Consider the following 17495-nt stretch of genomic DNA (forward strand, 5'->3'; position numbering starts at 1 on the left):
GGTTGCTGCCGATGCGTGGGCGAAGGTAGCCAGCGCGCCCGAGCGGATCTTCGAATGAACAAGGTGTTCCGGAACGCTATGCCACCTCGAACACGGTGAAGCGTGGGTCCAGCGGATCGAGCCGGTCGAGCAGCAGGTCCAACACCTCATCACCCTGGTCCGCGATCAACTTGATGAAGCTCTCCACACGTTCCTGCGGTTCGCCGCCAGGGAAGAGTTGGGCATGCGTGCGCGTGATGCGTTCGATGGTGGTGCTTTCGCGGCGCTTCACCGCGCGCAGCATGCCCTCCGCGATGCGGTCCAAACCCTTCACGGCTTCCGCGGCCCGGCCCTCCACAAGTCCGCGCAGCGTGGGATCCACGGTGGTGGCACGCGCGGCTAGCCCATCATACATGGCACGCAAGGTGGCCCGCTCCTGCTCCACCCCGATGACGTCCGACGCGCCACGCTCCACCACCTGCCGGTGCACCTCGGCCTCCGGGCGGAACAGATCGCCGATGGTCAGCTCCATATCGTGCCATTGCCGCAGTTGTTTGGCGGCAACGAATGCCGCACTGCTGCGCAGAAGCACAGCGGGCATGGGCACCCGCAGCGCTTGGAACAACCACCGCAATTGCAGCCAGTAGGCGAGCTCCCCTCCCCCTCCGATGGTGGCCACATTGGGCAGGATGTGCTCCTGGTAGATCGGGCGCATCAACACGTTTGGAGAGAAGACCTGCGGATCGTTCTCCAAGGCGGCCAGCAATTCGTCCAGGGTGAGGGCCGGACCACCATCCAGCACCTGGTAGCGGTCATCGCGCAACTCGATGCGTGAACGATGCCCCGGACGCAGGTGGAACAGGTTGATCTCGCGCACATGGGCCTGCGCGCCGTATCGTTCACCGAGCTTGTCGTTGGCGTAGGTCACGGCCCTGAACGCGACCTGGTTCAGCAATTCCTCCCGCATCAGCGGCGCGAAGAGCTGTTTGAGCGCCGGGTCGTCGCCGTCCACGATCACCACACCGAAGCGGCCGAACACCGCGTGCAGGAAATGTCTTGTAGCCTGGGCCAACGTGCGCTCCGGTCTGTAGGCGGCACGCAGCATCTCCACGATCGGGCCGGCATGCGAAGAGCTCCCCAAGGCGGCGATCGCCTCTTCCACCACCGCTGCGACGCCGGTCAACTTCATCACCCCTACGGCCCCACCTGCCTCACCGGGCCATTGCACGTGCCGCCCGCCGATGGTGACGTGGTCGATCTCCGCCCGGTCGTGGTCCTCGCTGGCCATCCAGAACACGGGCACCACGGGGCGGTCCAGCGCGGCCGACAGGTCGCGTGCCAAGCGAACAGTGTTGATGATCTTGAAGGCCACATACAGCGGTCCGCCGAAGAGGCAAAGCTGGTGGCCTGTGGCCACTGTCAACGCGCGGGGATCGGCGAGCGCTTCCAAATTGGACCGGACGGCGGGATGCGGGTCCGGATCGGCATGCTGTCGGCGCAACACCTCGCACAGCACCTGCCGTTGCGCGGGGTCGAAGCTTCTCGCGTTGGCCGAGGCCGTCAGGCCCTCCAAGGTGTGGGGATACGCCCTGAACTCCCCGATCTCCTCCGCATCGGCGAGCAGGTCCAGCACGATGCGACCGAAGCGATGCGTATCACGGTAGGGAATGCGGTGGGCCTGCATGCGGGCGGCAAAGGTAGACCCGCCCCCTCAGCGCCCTCAGCACTTGCCCGTACCCTTGGGCTCGATGTGGATGTGAACGAAGTCGACCTTCGCGGTGATGCCGGCTTCATCGAAGAGCCTGCGGGCCATGGTCACCACATCGGCGCGTTCGCCCGTGCTGATATCGGCGAACTTCACCACCACCAAGCCGCTCCACGCGCAGCTGTACTCCAAGGTGACACCCCTGCGCGGGCCCACCTGCTTGGCCAGGTTCGCCAATTGCGCATCGTCCAGGCCGTCGATCACGGCCACGGCCATGGCATCGTATGTAGCTGCTGCGGTGGGTGGCGTGGCGAGCGGCAGGGCCAGACCCAGAAGAAAGACGATCAAGGACAGCATGACGAAAGGTTTTGGTTGTGCTAATTTCGGATCGAAGCGGAGATCGCCACATGACGAAGGACAGTTCCACCGGACGATTCCGCAGCCTGCGGGAGTTCTATCCCTTCTATCTGAGCGAACACCGGCATCCGGTGAGCCGTGTGTTGCACTTCACCGGCACCAGCCTCATCGCCCTCTGGATAGCACTGGCCATCCTGCAGCGCAACGCCTGGTGGTTGTCGCTCATCCCCATCGGTGGCTATGGCTTCGCGTGGGTGGGCCACTTCTTCTTCGAGAAGAACAAGCCGGCCACCTTCCAGTACCCGGGCTACAGCCTGGCGAGCGACTTCATCCTGTGGTGGCACCTGCTCACGGGCCGCGAACGCTTCGATCCACGCGCCCAAGGGTCATGATGGATGACCCCGGATCGCTTGGGAAGGCACGGCCCAAGCCGCCGCCAGCGGTCGCACGGCACGCGCATGTCCTTTGGATCGCAAGCATCATGTTCTGCGGTTGCATCGGCCAGCTTGCCGCGCAACAGACCGTGGGACGCACCATGCGGCAGCTGCCCTACTTCGCGGACAGCACCCTGCATCACACCCTCCAGCGGATCCTGGTGGAGATGGACGCCTTCAGCGCGGAACGGTCCATGGACCTGATCGGCGATGCGCTGTTGCGCATCGATCATGACCGGGACACCGAGGCGCTCTACTACCTGCTGAGCTACCGCGCCGAAGTGCTCTACTACGAGGGCCTCTTCAATGATGCCATGCGCGACCTGGACCGCTGCATGGAACTGGCACACGAGCTGGCGGACAGCACGCTGGTGGCCAATGTGAACAACTTGCGCGGCCTGCTGCATGAGAACATCCAGGACAACCGGCAGGCCCTGCCCTATCTCCGCGAAGCCTTGGCCTGGTTCCCCCGTTCGCCCGCGGCGCGCTACCCGGTCACGGAACTGCACCACATCCATGGCAATCTGGGCAGTTACCTCACCAACCTGGGGCGCTTGGACAGTGCGGCGCTCCACCTGTGGCGCTCCCTGGAACTGGCCCGGGCTTCGGGCGCGGAACGGGCCGAGGCGGTGGCGCACTGGTCGCTGGGGAACCTCGCGCTTAGGCAGCAGCGGCCCGACAGCGCACTCCGGCACTACGAGCGATCGGCCGCCATAGCACGAAGGGCGAACGACCACGACATCGGTGTGGACGCCTTGGTGGGCCGTGCCAACGCGCTGGTAGTGGTAGGCCGGCGAAAGGATGCCGCCATGGTCCTGGACAGTGCCGAAACCTATCTGGCCACCCACCGCTCGGGGGTGGGCATGGTCACCCAAAGGAACTTCGCCCGGGTGGGTGCCAAGACCGCCCGCGACCTGGGCGATCTGGAACGCGCCCTGCGGCTCACAGGCGAATGGCACCGCATCGACAGCACCATCACGGCCCGCAACATCCACTCGGCCCTGAACACGCAGGCGGAGCTGATGCGCAGCGACCGCGACCTGGAGGTGGCCATGCTGGAACAGCGCCAGCTCTTCGAAGCCCTGGACCACGTTCAGACCACACGCCTCATCGCCATCATCGGCTCGGGCATCATCATGGCGGTCCTGGCTTTGCTCTATCTGGTGAACATGAGCCGTCTGCGCCACAAGGAGCGGCTCGCCGGGCTGGAAGTGCTGCGGCTGCAGCAGGAACGCACTATTGCCGAGTTGCGGATCCGTGAGGAGGTGGGCCGCGACATGCATGACGACCTCGGCGCCGGACTGGGCGCGTTGAAGCTGCGCAGCGAGATGGCCCTGCGTACCGAAAGCGACCCGGAAAGACGTGGGCAGCTTATGGATCTGGCCCAGCGCACCGGCGAACTCATCAGCAGCATGCGCCAGATCATCTGGGCCATGAACAGCGACCAAGGCAGCCTGGAGGACCTGGTGGCCTACACCACGGGGCACGCGCGCAGCTATCTCCTGGAAAATGGCCTCGAAGCCGAGATCGATGCCACAGGCCCATGGCCGGACATGCAGCTCACCACCCAGCAGCGGCGCAACATCTTTCTGGTTGTGAAGGAATGCCTGCACAATGTGGTGAAGCATGCCAGGGCCCAACGGGTATCGCTGGTCATGCGCTGGGACCGCGGATTGCATGTGGCGGTGCAGGACGATGGCACCGGCCTGGTCGTCACCTCGGCCGCTAACGGCGGCAACGGATTGCGCAACATCCGCAGGCGCATCACCGATCTGGGCGGCAGCCTCTCCGTGGGCGGCACGCAAGGCACACGGGTGGAATTCCATGTGCCCCTCGCGGGCACTAACAAAAGTTCCCTTGTCAGTGACCAAGGCTCGGCACCATCTTCGTCCTGATGAATGGTGCGAGCGACATCCGCGTGGCGTTGGTGGAGGACGACCCGGTGATCCGGGAGACGATCGCGCATCTGCTTCGGCTTGAAAAGGGTTTCGATCTGATGTCCGTGTTCGCCAATGGCGAGGATGCTGTGGCCGGTATGCCGCGCAAGGAGGTCGACATCGTGCTCATGGACATCAGCATGCCCGGCATGACCGGGATCGACTGCATGCGCGAACTGCGTGGTGACATGCCCGCCACACAATTCCTCATGTACACCATGCACGACGATGACCACCGCGTGTTCGAAGCGCTCAAGGGCGGCGCCACGGGCTACATCCTCAAGAGCAGTTCGCCGGACCAGATCATCGAGGCGATCAAGGAGCTGCACCAAGGCGGCGCGCCCATGAGTACCGCCGTGGCCCGCCGCGTGGTGGCCCATTTCCGGCCCGTGCATCAGCAGAGCGCCAAGGGCAAAAGCCCCCTCTCCGAGCGCGAGCACGCCGTGCTGGAGCTGCTCTCGCAAGGTCTGCTCTACAAGGAGATCGCCGACCGCCTCGGCCTCACCATCGGTACGGTGAAACAGCACATCCACCGCATGTACGGCAAGTTGCACGTGCAGAATCGTGTGGAGGCGGTCAACAAGTTCTACGGGCGGTAGAAGCCAACCTCCAATGAATTCGCAGGCGAGCGAATGGGCATGACCCAAGGCACCGTAGGACAGCACGTGCGCAGCATCCAACACTGACCGCAGGTGAGGGACCACGTGAAGGCGATGGACCGGTATCGGAGGCGTTAGCGCAATGGCCTCCGCGCGGCATTGAACGAATGTTCTATTGTGGCGGCCCATTGGAGCCGGGACCTTCGCAGGCAAAGCCTGCTATCCATGCGTTCCCTGATCCTGTTCTTGACCCTGATCGCCAGCCACGTATCGATCGCCCAAGGTGTGGGCATCAACAACCCTGCGCCCGACCCCAGTGCCCTGCTGGACCTCACCAGCACCGACAAGGGCCTGCTGGTACCGCGCATGACCACCGCCCAGCGCGATGGCATCCCAGTGCCGGCACTGAGCCTGCTCATCTTCAATACCACCAACGAGCGCTTTGAGTACCACAATGGCAGCGCGTGGGTGCCCTTCATTCTGAACACCGGCTGGCTCACCACCGGCAACGCGGGCACCAATGCCGCCACCAATTTCGTGGGCACCACGGACAACGTACCCTTGGTATTGCGTACCAACAACACGGAACAGCTCCGCATACAGGGCAATGGCAACGTGGGCATCGGCGTCAACGCTCCCATGCACCGGCTGGATGTGCAAGGCGATGCCTTCTTCCGGTCCGCGTTCATGGACCCCGGCCTCAGGATCAGCACCAACGAAGGCTCCCTGACCTATGTGGACCTCATTGGTGAGCAAGGGTTCACCTCTGGTGGGATCCGGTTGCGTCCACGGAACATTGTATCCGACCGCTATCTGTACATGGCACCCAGTGGCCAGATCGGTATAGCGACCATTTTCCCTGAGGAGAACCTGCATGTGGTCGGGAACATCCGCATGGTGGATGGCAACCAGGCCGCCGGGCGGGTCATGGTCAGCGACTTTTTTGGTACGGCGACCTGGACCGACCCCAGTGGATTGGGCGGCGGAACATTGGACGATGCCTACGACTTCGGTGGGCCGGGGGCAGGCCGCACCATCACCGCCGATGCCGGGGCCGTGCGGGTGGAAGGCACCGATGGCCTGCAGGTGACCGGCACCTTGAACAGCGGCGCCACGCTTGACCTGGCCGGACCGGGTACACGCATGTTCTTCCACCCCCGCAAGGCGGCGTTCCGGGCGGGGCAGGTGGCGGGGGCGCAATGGGATGATGCCAGTGTCGGAGTCCGTTCCACCGCATGGGGGCTGAACACCACGGCCTCCGCAGATGGGTCGACCGCCTGGGGGGATCTGACGGTGGCTTCCGGTGCGTTATCCACCGCGTGGGGCTTGAGCAACACGGCGGCATATCTCGGTACGGTGTGGGGCTATGAGAACTTGGCCAACGGGACGCAAAGCACGGCATGGGGGGAAGGCAACAGCGCTTCGAGTTACCTGGCCACGGCCTGGGGCGAGGACAATATCGCTTCCGATCACAATACGACGGTATGGGGACGGCTGAACCAAGCCACGGCGATACGCTCCACGGCTTGGGGGAGCAACAATCTCGCAAGTGGGAATGGTTCCACCGCGTGGGGTGGCGGCAATCAAGCGACAGAGAATTACGCCACCGCATGGGGCAGCACCAACCAAGCCACCGAACTCTACTCCACCGCTTTCGGGAGCTTGAACCAGGCAAGCGAAGTAATGTCCACTGCTTGGGGTTTCATGAACCAAGTATCGGGGAACATGGCCACTGGATGGGGCATGATGAACATCGCTTCCGGGGCCCTTTCAACTGTTTGGGGGAGGGAAAGCACCGCCTCGGGACTCCATGCCACCGCCTGGGGTAATGGCAACATCGCATCGGGGGAGCAGGCCACGGCCTGGGGGGAGTACAACAACGCCTCGGGCCACCGGGCCACGGCCTGGGGCTTTCTCACTGCCGCCAGTGGCGTCCTGAGCTCTGCTTTCGGCAGGAACCATGTAGCATCCAGCTATGGCGAGACCGTCCTTGGAATAGGCGCCACTGCGTACACGCCCAGCGTCAATGGCGCCACGCAATTCAGGACCGCCAATGCGAACGACCGCTTGCTGGTGGTCGGCAACGCCATCGATGCCAACAACAACGATGCGGTGGACGCTGCGGAACGAAGCAACGCCCTGCTCATCCTCAAGAACGGCAACACCACCATCGGCAATGCCAACCCCAACACCCGCCTCGATGTGGTGGCGGGCACCACGGGCACCATCACCCGCGTGATGACCGTGCGCAGCGCCTTCACCGCCAACAACACCGGCACGGGCATCGCCCTGATCAACTCCACGGGCAACGCGAGCGATGTGGGCAGCGAGATCATCTCGGTGACCACCAACGCCACCTCCGGGTTGAGCGATCTGCGTTTCCATGTGCATGGCGGCGGCGGTGCCAATGGTCCCCTCGATGAACGCATGCGCATCCTGGGCAACGGCAACGTGGGCATCGGGTGATCGCCCCCACCCAAAGGCTGCATGTGGCAGGCAGCATCCGCATGGTGGACGGCAACCAGGCCGCCGGCCGCGTGCTGGTGAGCGCCGCCGACGGCACGGCCAGCTGGCAGGCGTTGACCCCCGCCCAGACCAGTGCCTGGAGCCTCAACGGCAACGCCATCACCGCCGCGCATGTGCTGGGCAGCACCAACAACATCTCGCTCAAATTCATGGTGAACAGCCAGACCGCAGGCGAGGTCAGTAATGGGGGATTGCGCACATTCCTGGGCTACCGCGCGGGCGAGAGCAACACCGGGGCCGCCAACACCTTCATCGGCTACTTCAGCGGCCTGGGCAACACCACTGGAGCCAACAACACCTTTGTGGGGGTGGGCACGGGCGAGAACAACCTCAGTGCGAGCGAGGGCACCTTCGTGGGCCGCAGTGCCGGTATCGCTAATGAAACGGGCGAGCGCAACACCTACATCGGCCGTTTTGCCGGCAGCGCCAACATCGCGGGATCGAATAATGCAGCGCTGGGCTGGAGCGCCGGCAACGCATCCAACGGCTATGCGGCCTGCACCTTCGTAGGCTATGATGCCGATGGCAACAACGCCACCGCCTACAGCAACTCCGTGGCAGTGGGCAACCTGAGCCGGATCACCGCTGACAACCAGGTGCGGATCGGCAATGCCGGCAACGCCAGCATCGGTGGCTTCGCCGCCTGGACCAACCTGAGCGATGGCACCTTCAAGACCCAGGTGCAGGAGAACGTGCCAGGCCTGGCCCTGATCATGGCCCTGCGGCCCGTGACCTACCGCCTGGACCGCGACCTGATCAACGAGATGATCAACGTCCACACCGAGGCCCCAATGGGCCTGTCCGATGTACACACCGGGTTCATCGCGCAGGAGGTGGAAAACGCCGCATAGGCGCTGGGCTACGAATTCAGCGGCGTGGACGCCCCCAAGAACAGCGCCGACCACTATGGCCTGCGCTACGCCACATTCACGGTGCCTCTGGTGAAAGCCGTGCAGGAACAACAGCAGCAGATAGAGGCCCAGCGACAGCAGTTGGATGAACAGGGGGAGACCATCGCGCGCCTGCTGATAGAGGTGGAGACCCTGCGTGCCGCGGTCGGCACCAACACCACGGCGCGATGAAGACCATGGGAACATCCGGGCGGGCCATCAAGGGCGGGCGGCACGCCAACGGCCTACTGGTTTTCCCTGTTGCCAAGGCACGGACCGGCGCCTACTTTTCCGGTATCATCCCAAGCAGCATGAAACCCACCCTCACCTTCCTCGCATCGCTGCTCGCATACAACGCCCACGCGCAGTTGCTCACGGCCGACAACGTACCGGTGACCCTCACGGGCGGCGTGACCGTGACCGTGGAGGGCGGCGTGCGACTCCAGAACGCCGCCAACTTCAGCAACGACGGCCTGCTGCGCCTCACCGGCGATTGGACCAACAACAGCGGCAACAGCGGCATCACCCCTGCCTCCGGCGGCGGAGTGCTGCTCTTCGGCGCCAACGTGCAGCAGGTGGGTGGTGGCAGCGTCACGGACTTCCGCCATCTCACCATCACAGGCGGCGACAAGCTGCTGCTTCAGGATGCCGTGGCCGGGCTGCCCACCACCCCCACCGGCACACTCACCCTCGATGGTGCACGCCTGCTGCTCAACGGTCGCACCTTCACCCTCTTCAACCCCACCGCCACCGCGTTGGTGGATGCCGGCGGCAGCATCGTTAGCGAGACCTCCGACCTGCTGAGCCGCTTCCAATGGGCGTTGGGAGCCGATGTGGGCGAGCACCGCATACCCTTCAGCGATGCCGCCGGTGCCGTCTTCCCCTTCGCCTTCACCCCCGCCGCTCCTTACCCCGCCAACACCCTGCTGAGCGTGGCCACCTATCCCACCGCGCCCGACAACACACCCTACCCGGTCACGGCCGTGCAACAGGTCACTCACATGGCTGGCTACTTCGTGGCCGACAACAGCGACAACACCGCCGACCGCTTCTGGCTGGTGGACCTGCCCAATACCGACCTCACCGGCACCCTGTTGCTGAGCCACCTGCCAGCCGAAGACCCCCTCTCAGGCCCCGGCCCCATCCGCGCGCAACGCTGGCTGGAAAGCATCGGCACCTGGCAGGCGCCGCTGCCCGGCCAAAGCAACCCCGGACTGCGCGAAGCACTGGTGCCCGCCGTGCTCTTCTCCGATGGCATCGCCCCGCAGAACGAACACATCTGGGCGCTGGCCTACGACCTCACCCCGCTGCCCATCAGCCTGCTGTACTTCGACGCCAAGGCCGTGGACAACACCTTCGTGCGTTGCACCTGGGCCACGGTGAGCGAGCAGAATAACGACTTCTTCACCGTGGAGCGCAGCCGCGACGGCATCACCTTCGAGGAGGTGGGCCAGGTGCCGGGTGCGGGCACCAGCATCACCACCCTGCACTATGCCTTCGATGACCAGCGGCCATACTCCGGCGTGAGTTACTACCGCCTGCGCCAGACCGACTACGATGGCACAGCCACCTGGAGCCAGACCGTGCCGGTGATGATCAGCCCTGCGGTGGACATCGCCGTGTTCCCCAACCCCAACCAGGGGCAGTTCACCATCGCCCGCAGCGATGCCGATGAGGACCTGCACATCCACTTGCTCGATGGCGCCGGACGCCTGGTGCGCCAATGGGTGATGCCGCGCGGCACCGACCGCCAGTGGGTGGACCTGGGCGCCGCCAGCGGCCTGTACACCCTGCATTGGCCCGGCGGAAGGATCAAGGTGAGCGTGGGGCGGTAAGAATTTGGCAATGAAGAGACTGCGGTGGACCGATGCCTTCGGCCGCGGAAACAGGTTGCTGGCCCGAGGACGTGAAAATGGACGGCATAGTAAAGCACACCGGCATCGCCAACGACCGCGATCCGATCCTCAGCAACATCGGAGGCACGGTGCCTTCGGCGGTGCGCGTGGAGCAGCTGCCGTGATGCCGATCTTGCACAGAAACGCCAGCCACAGTTAACTTGCTTCCGAGGTCCACGTAACCTGAACGGCCCACATTCCTGCGCCCGACAACGGTTCGCCGGGATGTGGCCCGCACGCAGGCGGACCGGTCCGGTCCTGTGCTCCGCTCAACCCCACTCACCGTTCTCGCCGCTTTGGCTTTCGCCTGCTCCGCCTGGGCGCAGCGGCAGCCCTATTTCGACCGCATCACCGTGGAGGACGGCCTGCCTGGCCGGCAGGTGCTGGCATTGGCGCAGGACCAGGAAGGCTTCGTATGGCTGGGCACGGACAATGGTCTGGCACGCCATGAAGGGGTGCGCATCCGTAGCTGGCACCACGACCGGTATGACCGCAACAGCCTGTCCAACGAGCAGGTGAACTGCATCGCCGAGGATGGCCACGGCCATCTGTGGGTGGGCACCGCCAATGGTGTCAGCCGCTTGGATCCCTCGCGGAGCACTTTCCAACGCTACGCCCTGCCTGCGGCCGAGGCCGACGTGACACGTGCCAACCGGGTGCGAGACCTGCTCTGTGATGTGGATGGCTTGACCTGGGTGAGCACCGAGTTGGGTCTCTACATCCTGGACCCGGCGAGCGGAGAGGCGCGATACGTGGAGGATGCGGATGTGGAACGAGTGGGTCCACCCAGTACACGCATCGCCAAGCACGCCCTGGTGCGCGACACCTTGCGACACGGGATCTGGCTCGGCACCGAAAAGGGCCTCGCCTTCCATCACCTGCCCTCCAGTGCCTGGTACCACGCCGGCCATGACCCTCTGGAGTGGGCTTGTTTCACCGATGCGGACGCCGGCTCGCCCCTGCCACTTGCCGATGGAAGCCTGCTCTGGTTCGATCAACGAACGCTCGCACTGATGCATGCCGACCTGCGGGGTTCGATGCGCGTGTTGGACCACCTGGCCGGGGAGCGGATCGCGTTCACGCCCCGTTTCCTGGCGCAGGATCCGGACGGCACCATCTGGCTGAGCACATGGACCTACCGGCTCTACCGCATGAACGCGGACCTGACCGACGTACAGCGGATCGACGATACGCCGGGACTGCCAGGCGCCATGATGGAAAATGGCCCCTACACCACCCTGATGGACCGCAGTGGCGTTCGCTGGTTCGGCACGGCCGAGGGTCTGGCCCTACTGGCGCCCTGGCGGCAAGGCATGCAGGTGGTCAGGCCCATACCGGGCAGCGCCCTGATGGGGGTGGTGGCCCAACATGGCGACAGCTTGCTGGTGGGTACCCAGGACCATGGGCTCCTCACTGTGGACCTGCGGCGGAACACCGTCCGTCAAATACTCCCGGACAGTGGCGACATCGCACCGGATCTGCGGCGCTGGGCACGGCGAATTTCCTGTGCCTTGCACATGGAGCGGGACCAGTACCTCATCGGTTCGGGCCTGGGCCTGCACTGGCTCGACCTGCGCCAAGGCACGCTGCGACCAGCGCTGGAGCGGCTGGCCCAACTGGGTTATCAATTGCCCGACGGATCGAGACGCTCATCCATCACGCGCTTGAAACGAGACGCCCATGGAAGGCTCTGGGTGGGCACCTGGAGCAGGGGTGTCTATCGTGCCACCAACAATGGGGAGACCGTGCATTTCCACAGCAAAGCCCAGGACAGTACATGGCATCTGCCCATGAACGGAATACTCGACATCCTGGTGGCCCGCAACGGCGACGTCTGGTTGGGCCTCAACGATGGCGGTGGTCTGATCCACCTGCGCGGCGGCGAAGGCCCCGGCGATCCGCGCTACCAGGAGCCGGGCAGCGACGGGTTCCATGCGGTGGTGATGGCGCTCGCCGAAGGACCCGATGGCAGCATCTGGTCGGGCACCCACCAGGGAGGTCTTGACCGCATCCGCCCTGGAACGCACCATGTGACGCACTGGACCCGGCGCGAAGGTCTCCCCAGTGACCGCATCGGTGCCGTGCTCACCGATGACAAGGGCGAGATCTGGACGGTGACTTCCGCCGGTGTGGCGCGCCTGCCCGTGGATGCGGAGCGCTTCATCGTATTGAAGCCACCACAAGGCATCAGCCCCCTGCATTTCCTGTCCCGCGCAATGCTGCTGGAGGATGGCAGGCTGGCCTTGGCGAACAACGACCAATTGCTGTTGGTGACCATCGGCGCTGGCATGGCGCCCATGCCGGTGCCCGAAGTACGCATTGTGGAGGTACTCGGCGGCGAAGGGCGCATCTCGGCCGGCCAAGGCCCGCTGAGGCTGCCTTATGACCGCCGCACGGTGGTGGTGCAAGCCGCCACCATCGGTCACGGTGGCTTGGGCGGTATCGTCTTCCGTTACCACATTCCCGGCATCACGCCGGAACCCCAGGACATGTCGCCCACCGGCCGCCTGGACCTCATCGATCTGCCTGCGGGCGATCATGGCGTGGAGATCACCGCCTCGCTGGATGGCCGCCATTGGAGTGCCGCCCCGTCCGTTCTACAACTGACCATTCTGCCACCCTTCTGGGCCACTTGGTGGTTCCGAAGCTTCATCCTGCTGGCGACCGGCCTGACCGTGTACCTGGCCGTTCGTTCCTATGTTGGGCGAAAGCTGGCCGCACAGCGCATCGCCTTTGAACGGGAGCAGGCTTTGCTGGCCGAACGCGTGCGCATCGCCAGCGACATGCACGACGACCTGGGGGCCGGGTTGAGCGGATTGAAACTGCGCGCGGAACTGGCCCTGCGCAAGGAGCAGGACCCTCAGAAACGCTCACAGCTCGAATCACTGGCGGCCATGGCCGGCGAATTGATGGGCAACATGCGCCGCATCATTTGGACCATGGATGGCGGACAGGGCACACTGGAGGACCTGGTGGCCTATTGCTCGAACTACGCACGGCAGTACCTGAGCGAGCACGACATCAGCTGTACGGTGGTGGTGGCCGACACCTGGCCACGCATACAGGTGAACTCCGAAATGAGACGGAACGTCTTCCTCGTGGTGAAAGAGGCCCTGCACAATGTGGTGAAACATGCCGGTGCTCGGGAAGTGGTGCTCGGACTGCGCTTGGAACAGGGGGAACTGGTCCTGGAGGTGGCGGATGATGGGCAAGGCATGGGGATCCCTCCTGTGAAGCCCGCTGCTGATGCCGGGAGCGGCAAGGGTTTGCGCAACATGCGACAACGGATGGAGCAACTGGGTGGCCAACTGGAAATGAACGGGGCGATGCAAGGCCGAGGCACCCTTGTGCGCGGCAGGGTGCCCCTGCACAACGCGGACGAAACCGTGTAGAACAAATGTTCTATTGGACAGATCAGCTGCCCACAGGCACCTTCGCAGGGTCCAGCATCCCCATCCGGACCGGTCCACCATGATGCATGTGACCACCATGAACCAAGCAGCACAGCGGCCCACCCATGCCGGCACCATAGCAGTGGGTCTGGTGGAGGATGACCCGATACTGCGCGAAGCCCTGGCCGGTCTGCTTGGTGATGAGGCGGGCTTGCGGCTGTTGACCGTATGCCAGGATGGTGAGCAAGCCTTGCAACACCTGCCAATGGCACCCCCGGACGTGGTGATCATGGACATCGGTCTGCCGGGGATCAACGGCATCGAATGCGTGCGGACACTCGCCCCCATGCTGCCGCACACGCAGTTCCTGATGTACACCACGCACGACGACGACCTGCGCGTGTTCGATGCGTTGAAGGCCGGGGCCAACGGCTACATCCTCAAGAGCAGCACGCCCGATGAGATCATCGCCGCGGTAAGGGAGTTGTTGACCGGCGGCGCCCCCATGAGCACCGCAGTGGCCCGCCGCGTGGTCGAACACCTTAGGCCAGGCGATGCGATCGACCGAATGGCCGGGACGCAACTGACCGAACGCGAACGTGAGGTCCTGGAGAATCTGGCGCAGGGGCTGTTGTACAAGGAGATCGCCCACCGACTCGGCATCAGCGAGAACACCGTGCGCCAGCATATCCACAAGATCTATGAGAAGCTGCACGTGGGCAATCGCACCGAGGCGGTGAACAGGTACTTCGGCAGGTAGGTCCGGCGGGATCACACCACCACCCCGCGCAGGTCGTGCTCATTCGCCTCGGTGATCCGCACCTCCGCGAAGTCCCCGATCCGCAGGTAGTTCCCTTCGGAGGGGATCAGCACCTCGTTGTCCACCTCGGGTGAATCGAACTCGGTGCGGGCGATGTAGTGTCCGCCCTCGGCCTTATCCACAAGGACTTTGAAGGTCTTGCCCACCTTGGCCTGATTGAGTTCCAGGCTGATGCCACCCTGCAGCTCCATGATCTCCTGCGCGCGTTGCTCCTTCACCTCGGCGGGCACATCGTCGGCCATGGTGTGGGCGTGGGTGTCCTCCTCGTGGCTGTAAGTGAAGGCGCCGAGCCGGTCGAAGCGCATGCGTTCGATCCACGCGAGGTTGTCGTCGTGGTCGGTTTGCGTTTCACCAGGGAAGCCCGCGATCAGGGTGGTGCGGATAGCGATGCCGGGCACCTTCTCGCGGATGGTGCTCACCAGCGCCTCGGTCTTCTCCTGCGTGATGCCTCGGCGCATGCGGGTGAGCATGCGGGAGCTGCCGTGTTGCAAGGGCATGTCCAAGTAGTTGCACACGTTGCTGCGCTCACGCATCACATCCAGCACTTCCATCGGGAAGCCTGAAGGGAAGGCATAGTGCAGTCGGATCCAGTCGATGCCCTCCACATCGCTCAGTTTCGCGAGCAGCTCGCTGAGGTTGCGCTTCTTGTAAATGTCGAGGCCATAGTAAGTAAGGTCCTGCGCGATGAGGATGAGTTCCTTCACCCCTTGTCTTGCCAGCGCTTGGGCGTTGGTGACGAGTTGCTCCATGGGCGTGCTGATGTGCTTGCCGCGCATGAGCGGGATGGCGCAGAAGGAGCACTTGCGGTCGCAGCCCTCGCTGATCTTGAAGTAGGCGAAGTGCGCGGGCGTGGTCAGGAGCCGCTCCCCCACCAGCTCGTGCTTGTAGTCGGCTTTCAGCGTCTTCAGCAGGCGGGGCAGGTCGCGTGTGCCGAACCAGGCATCCACCTGGGGGATCTCCGCCTGAAGTTCGGGCGCATAGCGCTGGCTGAGGCAGCCGGTCACATACACCTTCTCCACTTCGCCGCGGTCCTTGGCATCGGCCCAACTGAGGATGGTGTCGATGCTCTCCTGCTTGGCGTTCTCAATGAAGCCACAGGTGTTGATCACCACCACGTTGTGGTCGTTGTGTTCGGCCTCGTGGTCCACGGCGATGCCACTGGCCTTCAGCTGGGCCATCATCACCTCGCTGTCGAAGGTGTTCTTGGAGCAGCCCAGGGTGACGACGTTCACCTTGGTGCGCTTGCGTGTGCGGGCTTTCATGCTGTGCTCATCGCCCCAGGCGGGGCGTGCTCGGATCCCATGGACCCGAAAGACGGACGCCCCGCCTTGGTGGCAGGGCGTCGCAGGAGTTCCATCCGGTCAATTGAACGCGCCACTGAACCACTTCTGGAAATTCGGGCCAAAGACCGGTGCTGGCTTCAACTCCCCGTTGATGGCCGCGATGAGTCCCATGATCCACATGATCAGGTTGATGAGGCCGAGCACCATGATGGCGATCCATCCCAGGATGGGGATGAAGATGAGAACGTAGGAAGCCATGCCGAGTATCACGATGCCCAGCATCTGGCGCAGATGGAAGGAGCCGAGCGCCGTCTTCTTCGAGCTGTGCAGCACGATGGCCACAATGAACCCGATCAGGGTGATGTACGCCAGAATGGCCACGGTCTTGTCTTCACCTGCCGGTACTGGTGCGCTTTGCTGTTCCATGCTGGAGTAGGGTTTTGGGGTGCGGCCCGAAGATAGACCCGTAGCCGGGCCAGGCAAGTATCAACCCTTGAACAATGCCTCCACGAAGGCCTGCTTGTCGAACATCTGCAGATGATCGATCCCCTCGCCCACCCCGAGGTACTTGATGGGGATCTTGAACTGCTCGCTGATGCCGATGGCCACGCCGCCCTTGGCCGTGCCGTCGATCTTAGTGAGGGCCAGCGCGGTGACGTCGGTCGCCTTGGTGAACTGGCGGGCCTGTTCGATGGCGTTCTGGCCCGTGCTGGCATCGAGCACCAGGAGCACCTCGTGCGGCGCGTCTGGGATCACCTTGCGCATCACGTTGCGCACCTTGGTGAGTTCGTTCATCAGGCCCACCTTGTTGTGCAGCCGGCCTGCGGTGTCGATGATCGCCACATCGGCCCCCCTGGCCTTGGCGTGTTGCACGGTATCGAAGGCCACGGCGGCGGGATCGGCGTTCATGCCTTGCTGTACGATGGGCACACCCACGCGCTCACTCCAGATGCGGAGCTGGTCCACAGCGGCGGCGCGGAAAGTGTCGGCGGCGCCCAGCACCACGCTGCGGCCTTCACGCTTGAAGGCGTGCGCCAGCTTGCCGATCGTGGTTGTCTTGCCCACGCCGTTCACCCCCACCACCATGATCACGTAAGGCCTGATGGCGGGGTCCATCGGAGCGGGATCCTTCATCAGCGCCGCGATCTCCTCCCGCAGTATGGTGTTGAGTTCACCGGTGCCGGTGTACTTGTCGCGTTTCACCCGTTGTTGCACACGGTCGATGATCCTCAACGTGGTCTCCACGCCCACATCGCTCTGGACCAGGGTCTCCTCCAGCTGGTCGAGCACCTCGTCATCCACCTGGCTCTTGCCGGCGATGGCACGTGCCAACCGGCCGAAGATCCCCTCGCGCGAGCGCTGCAGACCGGCGTCCAGCGCTTCACGGCCGGCTTCATCCGCGGTGGATCCCTTCCTGGAGAATAGTCCGAACAATGCCATGGGCTGGTCCTGATGCTCGGAAAGGCCTCCCCTCCATGCGGCGGGGCGGCCTTTCCAGCAGGGTGACGAAGCTTACTTGCCCGCGATCAGCTTGTCGGCCTCATCGCTGGGCAGGACCTGTTCCACGAAGGAATATCCTCCGGAGTCCTTCTTCATCATGCGGATGACCTTCGTATAGGTCTTGCCGCCTTCCTTCTTAAGAGTGGCAACGGTCTTCTTGGCCATGGCTGTAGGGTCT

15 protein-coding genes are annotated in these 17495 nt (G+C 64.0%); 9 read left to right on the forward strand and 6 right to left on the reverse strand.

Annotated features, from left to right (window positions below; translation table 11 throughout):
* Nucleotides 1-76 precede the first annotated feature (76 nt).
* Together bshC and KIT10_03395 are read right to left on the reverse strand one after the other, a co-directional pair.
* Nucleotides 77-1663, reverse strand: a complete 1587-nt coding sequence (gene bshC / locus KIT10_03390; protein ID MCW5898291.1) for a bacillithiol biosynthesis cysteine-adding enzyme BshC — start codon at nucleotides 1661-1663, stop codon at nucleotides 77-79.
* 36 nt (nucleotides 1664-1699) lie between these two features.
* Nucleotides 1700-2041, reverse strand: a complete 342-nt coding sequence (locus KIT10_03395; GenBank protein ID MCW5898292.1) for a hypothetical protein — start codon at nucleotides 2039-2041, stop codon at nucleotides 1700-1702.
* 50 nt (nucleotides 2042-2091) lie between these two features.
* Here KIT10_03395 and KIT10_03400 point away from each other — a divergent pair, with 50 nt between their 5' ends.
* From KIT10_03400 to KIT10_03440, 9 genes are all read left to right on the forward strand, one after another.
* Complete coding sequence (locus KIT10_03400; protein ID MCW5898293.1) at nucleotides 2092-2433, forward strand: DUF962 domain-containing protein; 342 nt, start codon at nucleotides 2092-2094, stop codon at nucleotides 2431-2433.
* Nucleotides 2434-2522: 89 nt separating this feature from the next.
* Nucleotides 2523-4370 carry a tetratricopeptide repeat protein gene (locus KIT10_03405; protein ID MCW5898294.1) on the forward strand — a complete coding sequence of 616 codons (1848 nt, stop codon included), beginning with the start codon at nucleotides 2523-2525 and terminating at the stop codon, nucleotides 4368-4370.
* The gene (locus KIT10_03410; GenBank protein ID MCW5898295.1) at nucleotides 4370-5011 is read left to right on the forward strand and encodes a response regulator transcription factor; all 642 of its coding nucleotides are present in this window, start codon (nucleotides 4370-4372) and stop codon (nucleotides 5009-5011) included. Before KIT10_03405 ends, KIT10_03410 begins: the two co-directional genes overlap by 1 nt.
* A 225-nt stretch (nucleotides 5012-5236) precedes the next feature.
* On the forward strand, nucleotides 5237-7477 hold the full coding sequence (locus tag KIT10_03415) for a hypothetical protein (GenBank protein ID MCW5898296.1): 2241 nt from the start codon (nucleotides 5237-5239) through the stop codon (nucleotides 7475-7477).
* A complete protein-coding gene (locus KIT10_03420; GenBank protein MCW5898297.1) occupies nucleotides 7474-8388 on the forward strand; it encodes a tail fiber domain-containing protein in 915 nt (304 codons plus the stop codon). Before KIT10_03415 ends, KIT10_03420 begins: the two co-directional genes overlap by 4 nt.
* A gap of 24 nt (nucleotides 8389-8412) precedes the next feature.
* Nucleotides 8413-8619, forward strand: a complete 207-nt coding sequence (locus KIT10_03425) for a hypothetical protein (GenBank protein ID MCW5898298.1) — start codon at nucleotides 8413-8415, stop codon at nucleotides 8617-8619.
* Between the two features lie 119 nt (nucleotides 8620-8738).
* Nucleotides 8739-10262 (forward strand): hypothetical protein, encoded by a 1524-nt coding sequence (locus tag KIT10_03430; protein MCW5898299.1) that lies wholly within the window; start codon nucleotides 8739-8741, stop codon nucleotides 10260-10262.
* A 320-nt stretch (nucleotides 10263-10582) separates the two neighbouring features.
* The gene (locus tag KIT10_03435; protein ID MCW5898300.1) at nucleotides 10583-13714 is read left to right on the forward strand and encodes a hypothetical protein; all 3132 of its coding nucleotides are present in this window, start codon (nucleotides 10583-10585) and stop codon (nucleotides 13712-13714) included.
* A gap of 97 nt (nucleotides 13715-13811) precedes the next feature.
* Complete coding sequence (locus KIT10_03440; protein ID MCW5898301.1) at nucleotides 13812-14474, forward strand: response regulator transcription factor; 663 nt, start codon at nucleotides 13812-13814, stop codon at nucleotides 14472-14474.
* Nucleotides 14475-14485: 11 nt separating this feature from the next.
* Here KIT10_03440 and rimO read toward each other — a convergent pair whose 3' ends face one another.
* The 4 genes from rimO to KIT10_03460 form a co-directional block, all read right to left on the reverse strand.
* Nucleotides 14486-15796, reverse strand: coding sequence for a 30S ribosomal protein S12 methylthiotransferase RimO (gene rimO / locus KIT10_03445; GenBank protein MCW5898302.1), 1311 nt, complete (start codon nucleotides 15794-15796; stop codon nucleotides 14486-14488).
* 99 nt (nucleotides 15797-15895) lie between these two features.
* On the reverse strand, nucleotides 15896-16243 hold the full coding sequence (locus tag KIT10_03450) for a hypothetical protein (GenBank protein MCW5898303.1): 348 nt from the start codon (nucleotides 16241-16243) through the stop codon (nucleotides 15896-15898).
* 60 nt (nucleotides 16244-16303) lie between these two features.
* Entirely contained in the window at nucleotides 16304-17257 is a 954-nt protein-coding gene (ftsY, locus tag KIT10_03455) for a signal recognition particle-docking protein FtsY (GenBank protein MCW5898304.1), read from the reverse strand.
* 72 nt (nucleotides 17258-17329) lie between these two features.
* Nucleotides 17330-17482: a DUF4295 family protein gene (locus KIT10_03460; GenBank protein MCW5898305.1), complete on the reverse strand. Its 153-nt coding sequence runs from the start codon at nucleotides 17480-17482 to the stop codon at nucleotides 17330-17332.
* Nucleotides 17483-17495 lie beyond the last annotated feature (13 nt).

It is taken from the genome of Flavobacteriales bacterium (assembly GCA_026129465.1).
Lineage (GTDB): Bacteria > Bacteroidota > Bacteroidia > Flavobacteriales_F > PHOS-HE28 > PHOS-HE28.

Excerpts from the sequence above, each read along its gene's own strand:
- bshC (MCW5898291.1), bottom strand. The coding sequence starts at position 1,663 with ATGCAGGCCCACCGCATTCCCTACCGTGATACGCATCGCTTCGGTCGC.
- KIT10_03395 (MCW5898292.1), bottom strand. The coding sequence starts at position 2,041 with ATGCTGTCCTTGATCGTCTTTCTTCTGGGTCTGGCCCTGCCGCTCGCC.
- rimO (MCW5898302.1), bottom strand. The coding sequence starts at position 15,796 with ATGAAAGCCCGCACACGCAAGCGCACCAAGGTGAACGTCGTCACCCTG.
- KIT10_03460 (MCW5898305.1), bottom strand. The coding sequence starts at position 17,482 with ATGGCCAAGAAGACCGTTGCCACTCTTAAGAAGGAAGGCGGCAAGACC.
- KIT10_03410 (MCW5898295.1), top strand. The coding sequence starts at position 4,370 with ATGAATGGTGCGAGCGACATCCGCGTGGCGTTGGTGGAGGACGACCCG.
- KIT10_03405 (MCW5898294.1), top strand. The coding sequence starts at position 2,523 with ATGTTCTGCGGTTGCATCGGCCAGCTTGCCGCGCAACAGACCGTGGGA.
- KIT10_03430 (MCW5898299.1), top strand. The coding sequence starts at position 8,739 with ATGAAACCCACCCTCACCTTCCTCGCATCGCTGCTCGCATACAACGCC.
- ftsY (MCW5898304.1), bottom strand. The coding sequence starts at position 17,257 with ATGGCATTGTTCGGACTATTCTCCAGGAAGGGATCCACCGCGGATGAA.
- KIT10_03415 (MCW5898296.1), top strand. The coding sequence starts at position 5,237 with ATGCGTTCCCTGATCCTGTTCTTGACCCTGATCGCCAGCCACGTATCG.
- KIT10_03400 (MCW5898293.1), top strand. The coding sequence starts at position 2,092 with ATGACGAAGGACAGTTCCACCGGACGATTCCGCAGCCTGCGGGAGTTC.
- KIT10_03450 (MCW5898303.1), bottom strand. The coding sequence starts at position 16,243 with ATGGAACAGCAAAGCGCACCAGTACCGGCAGGTGAAGACAAGACCGTG.
- KIT10_03440 (MCW5898301.1), top strand. The coding sequence starts at position 13,812 with ATGAACCAAGCAGCACAGCGGCCCACCCATGCCGGCACCATAGCAGTG.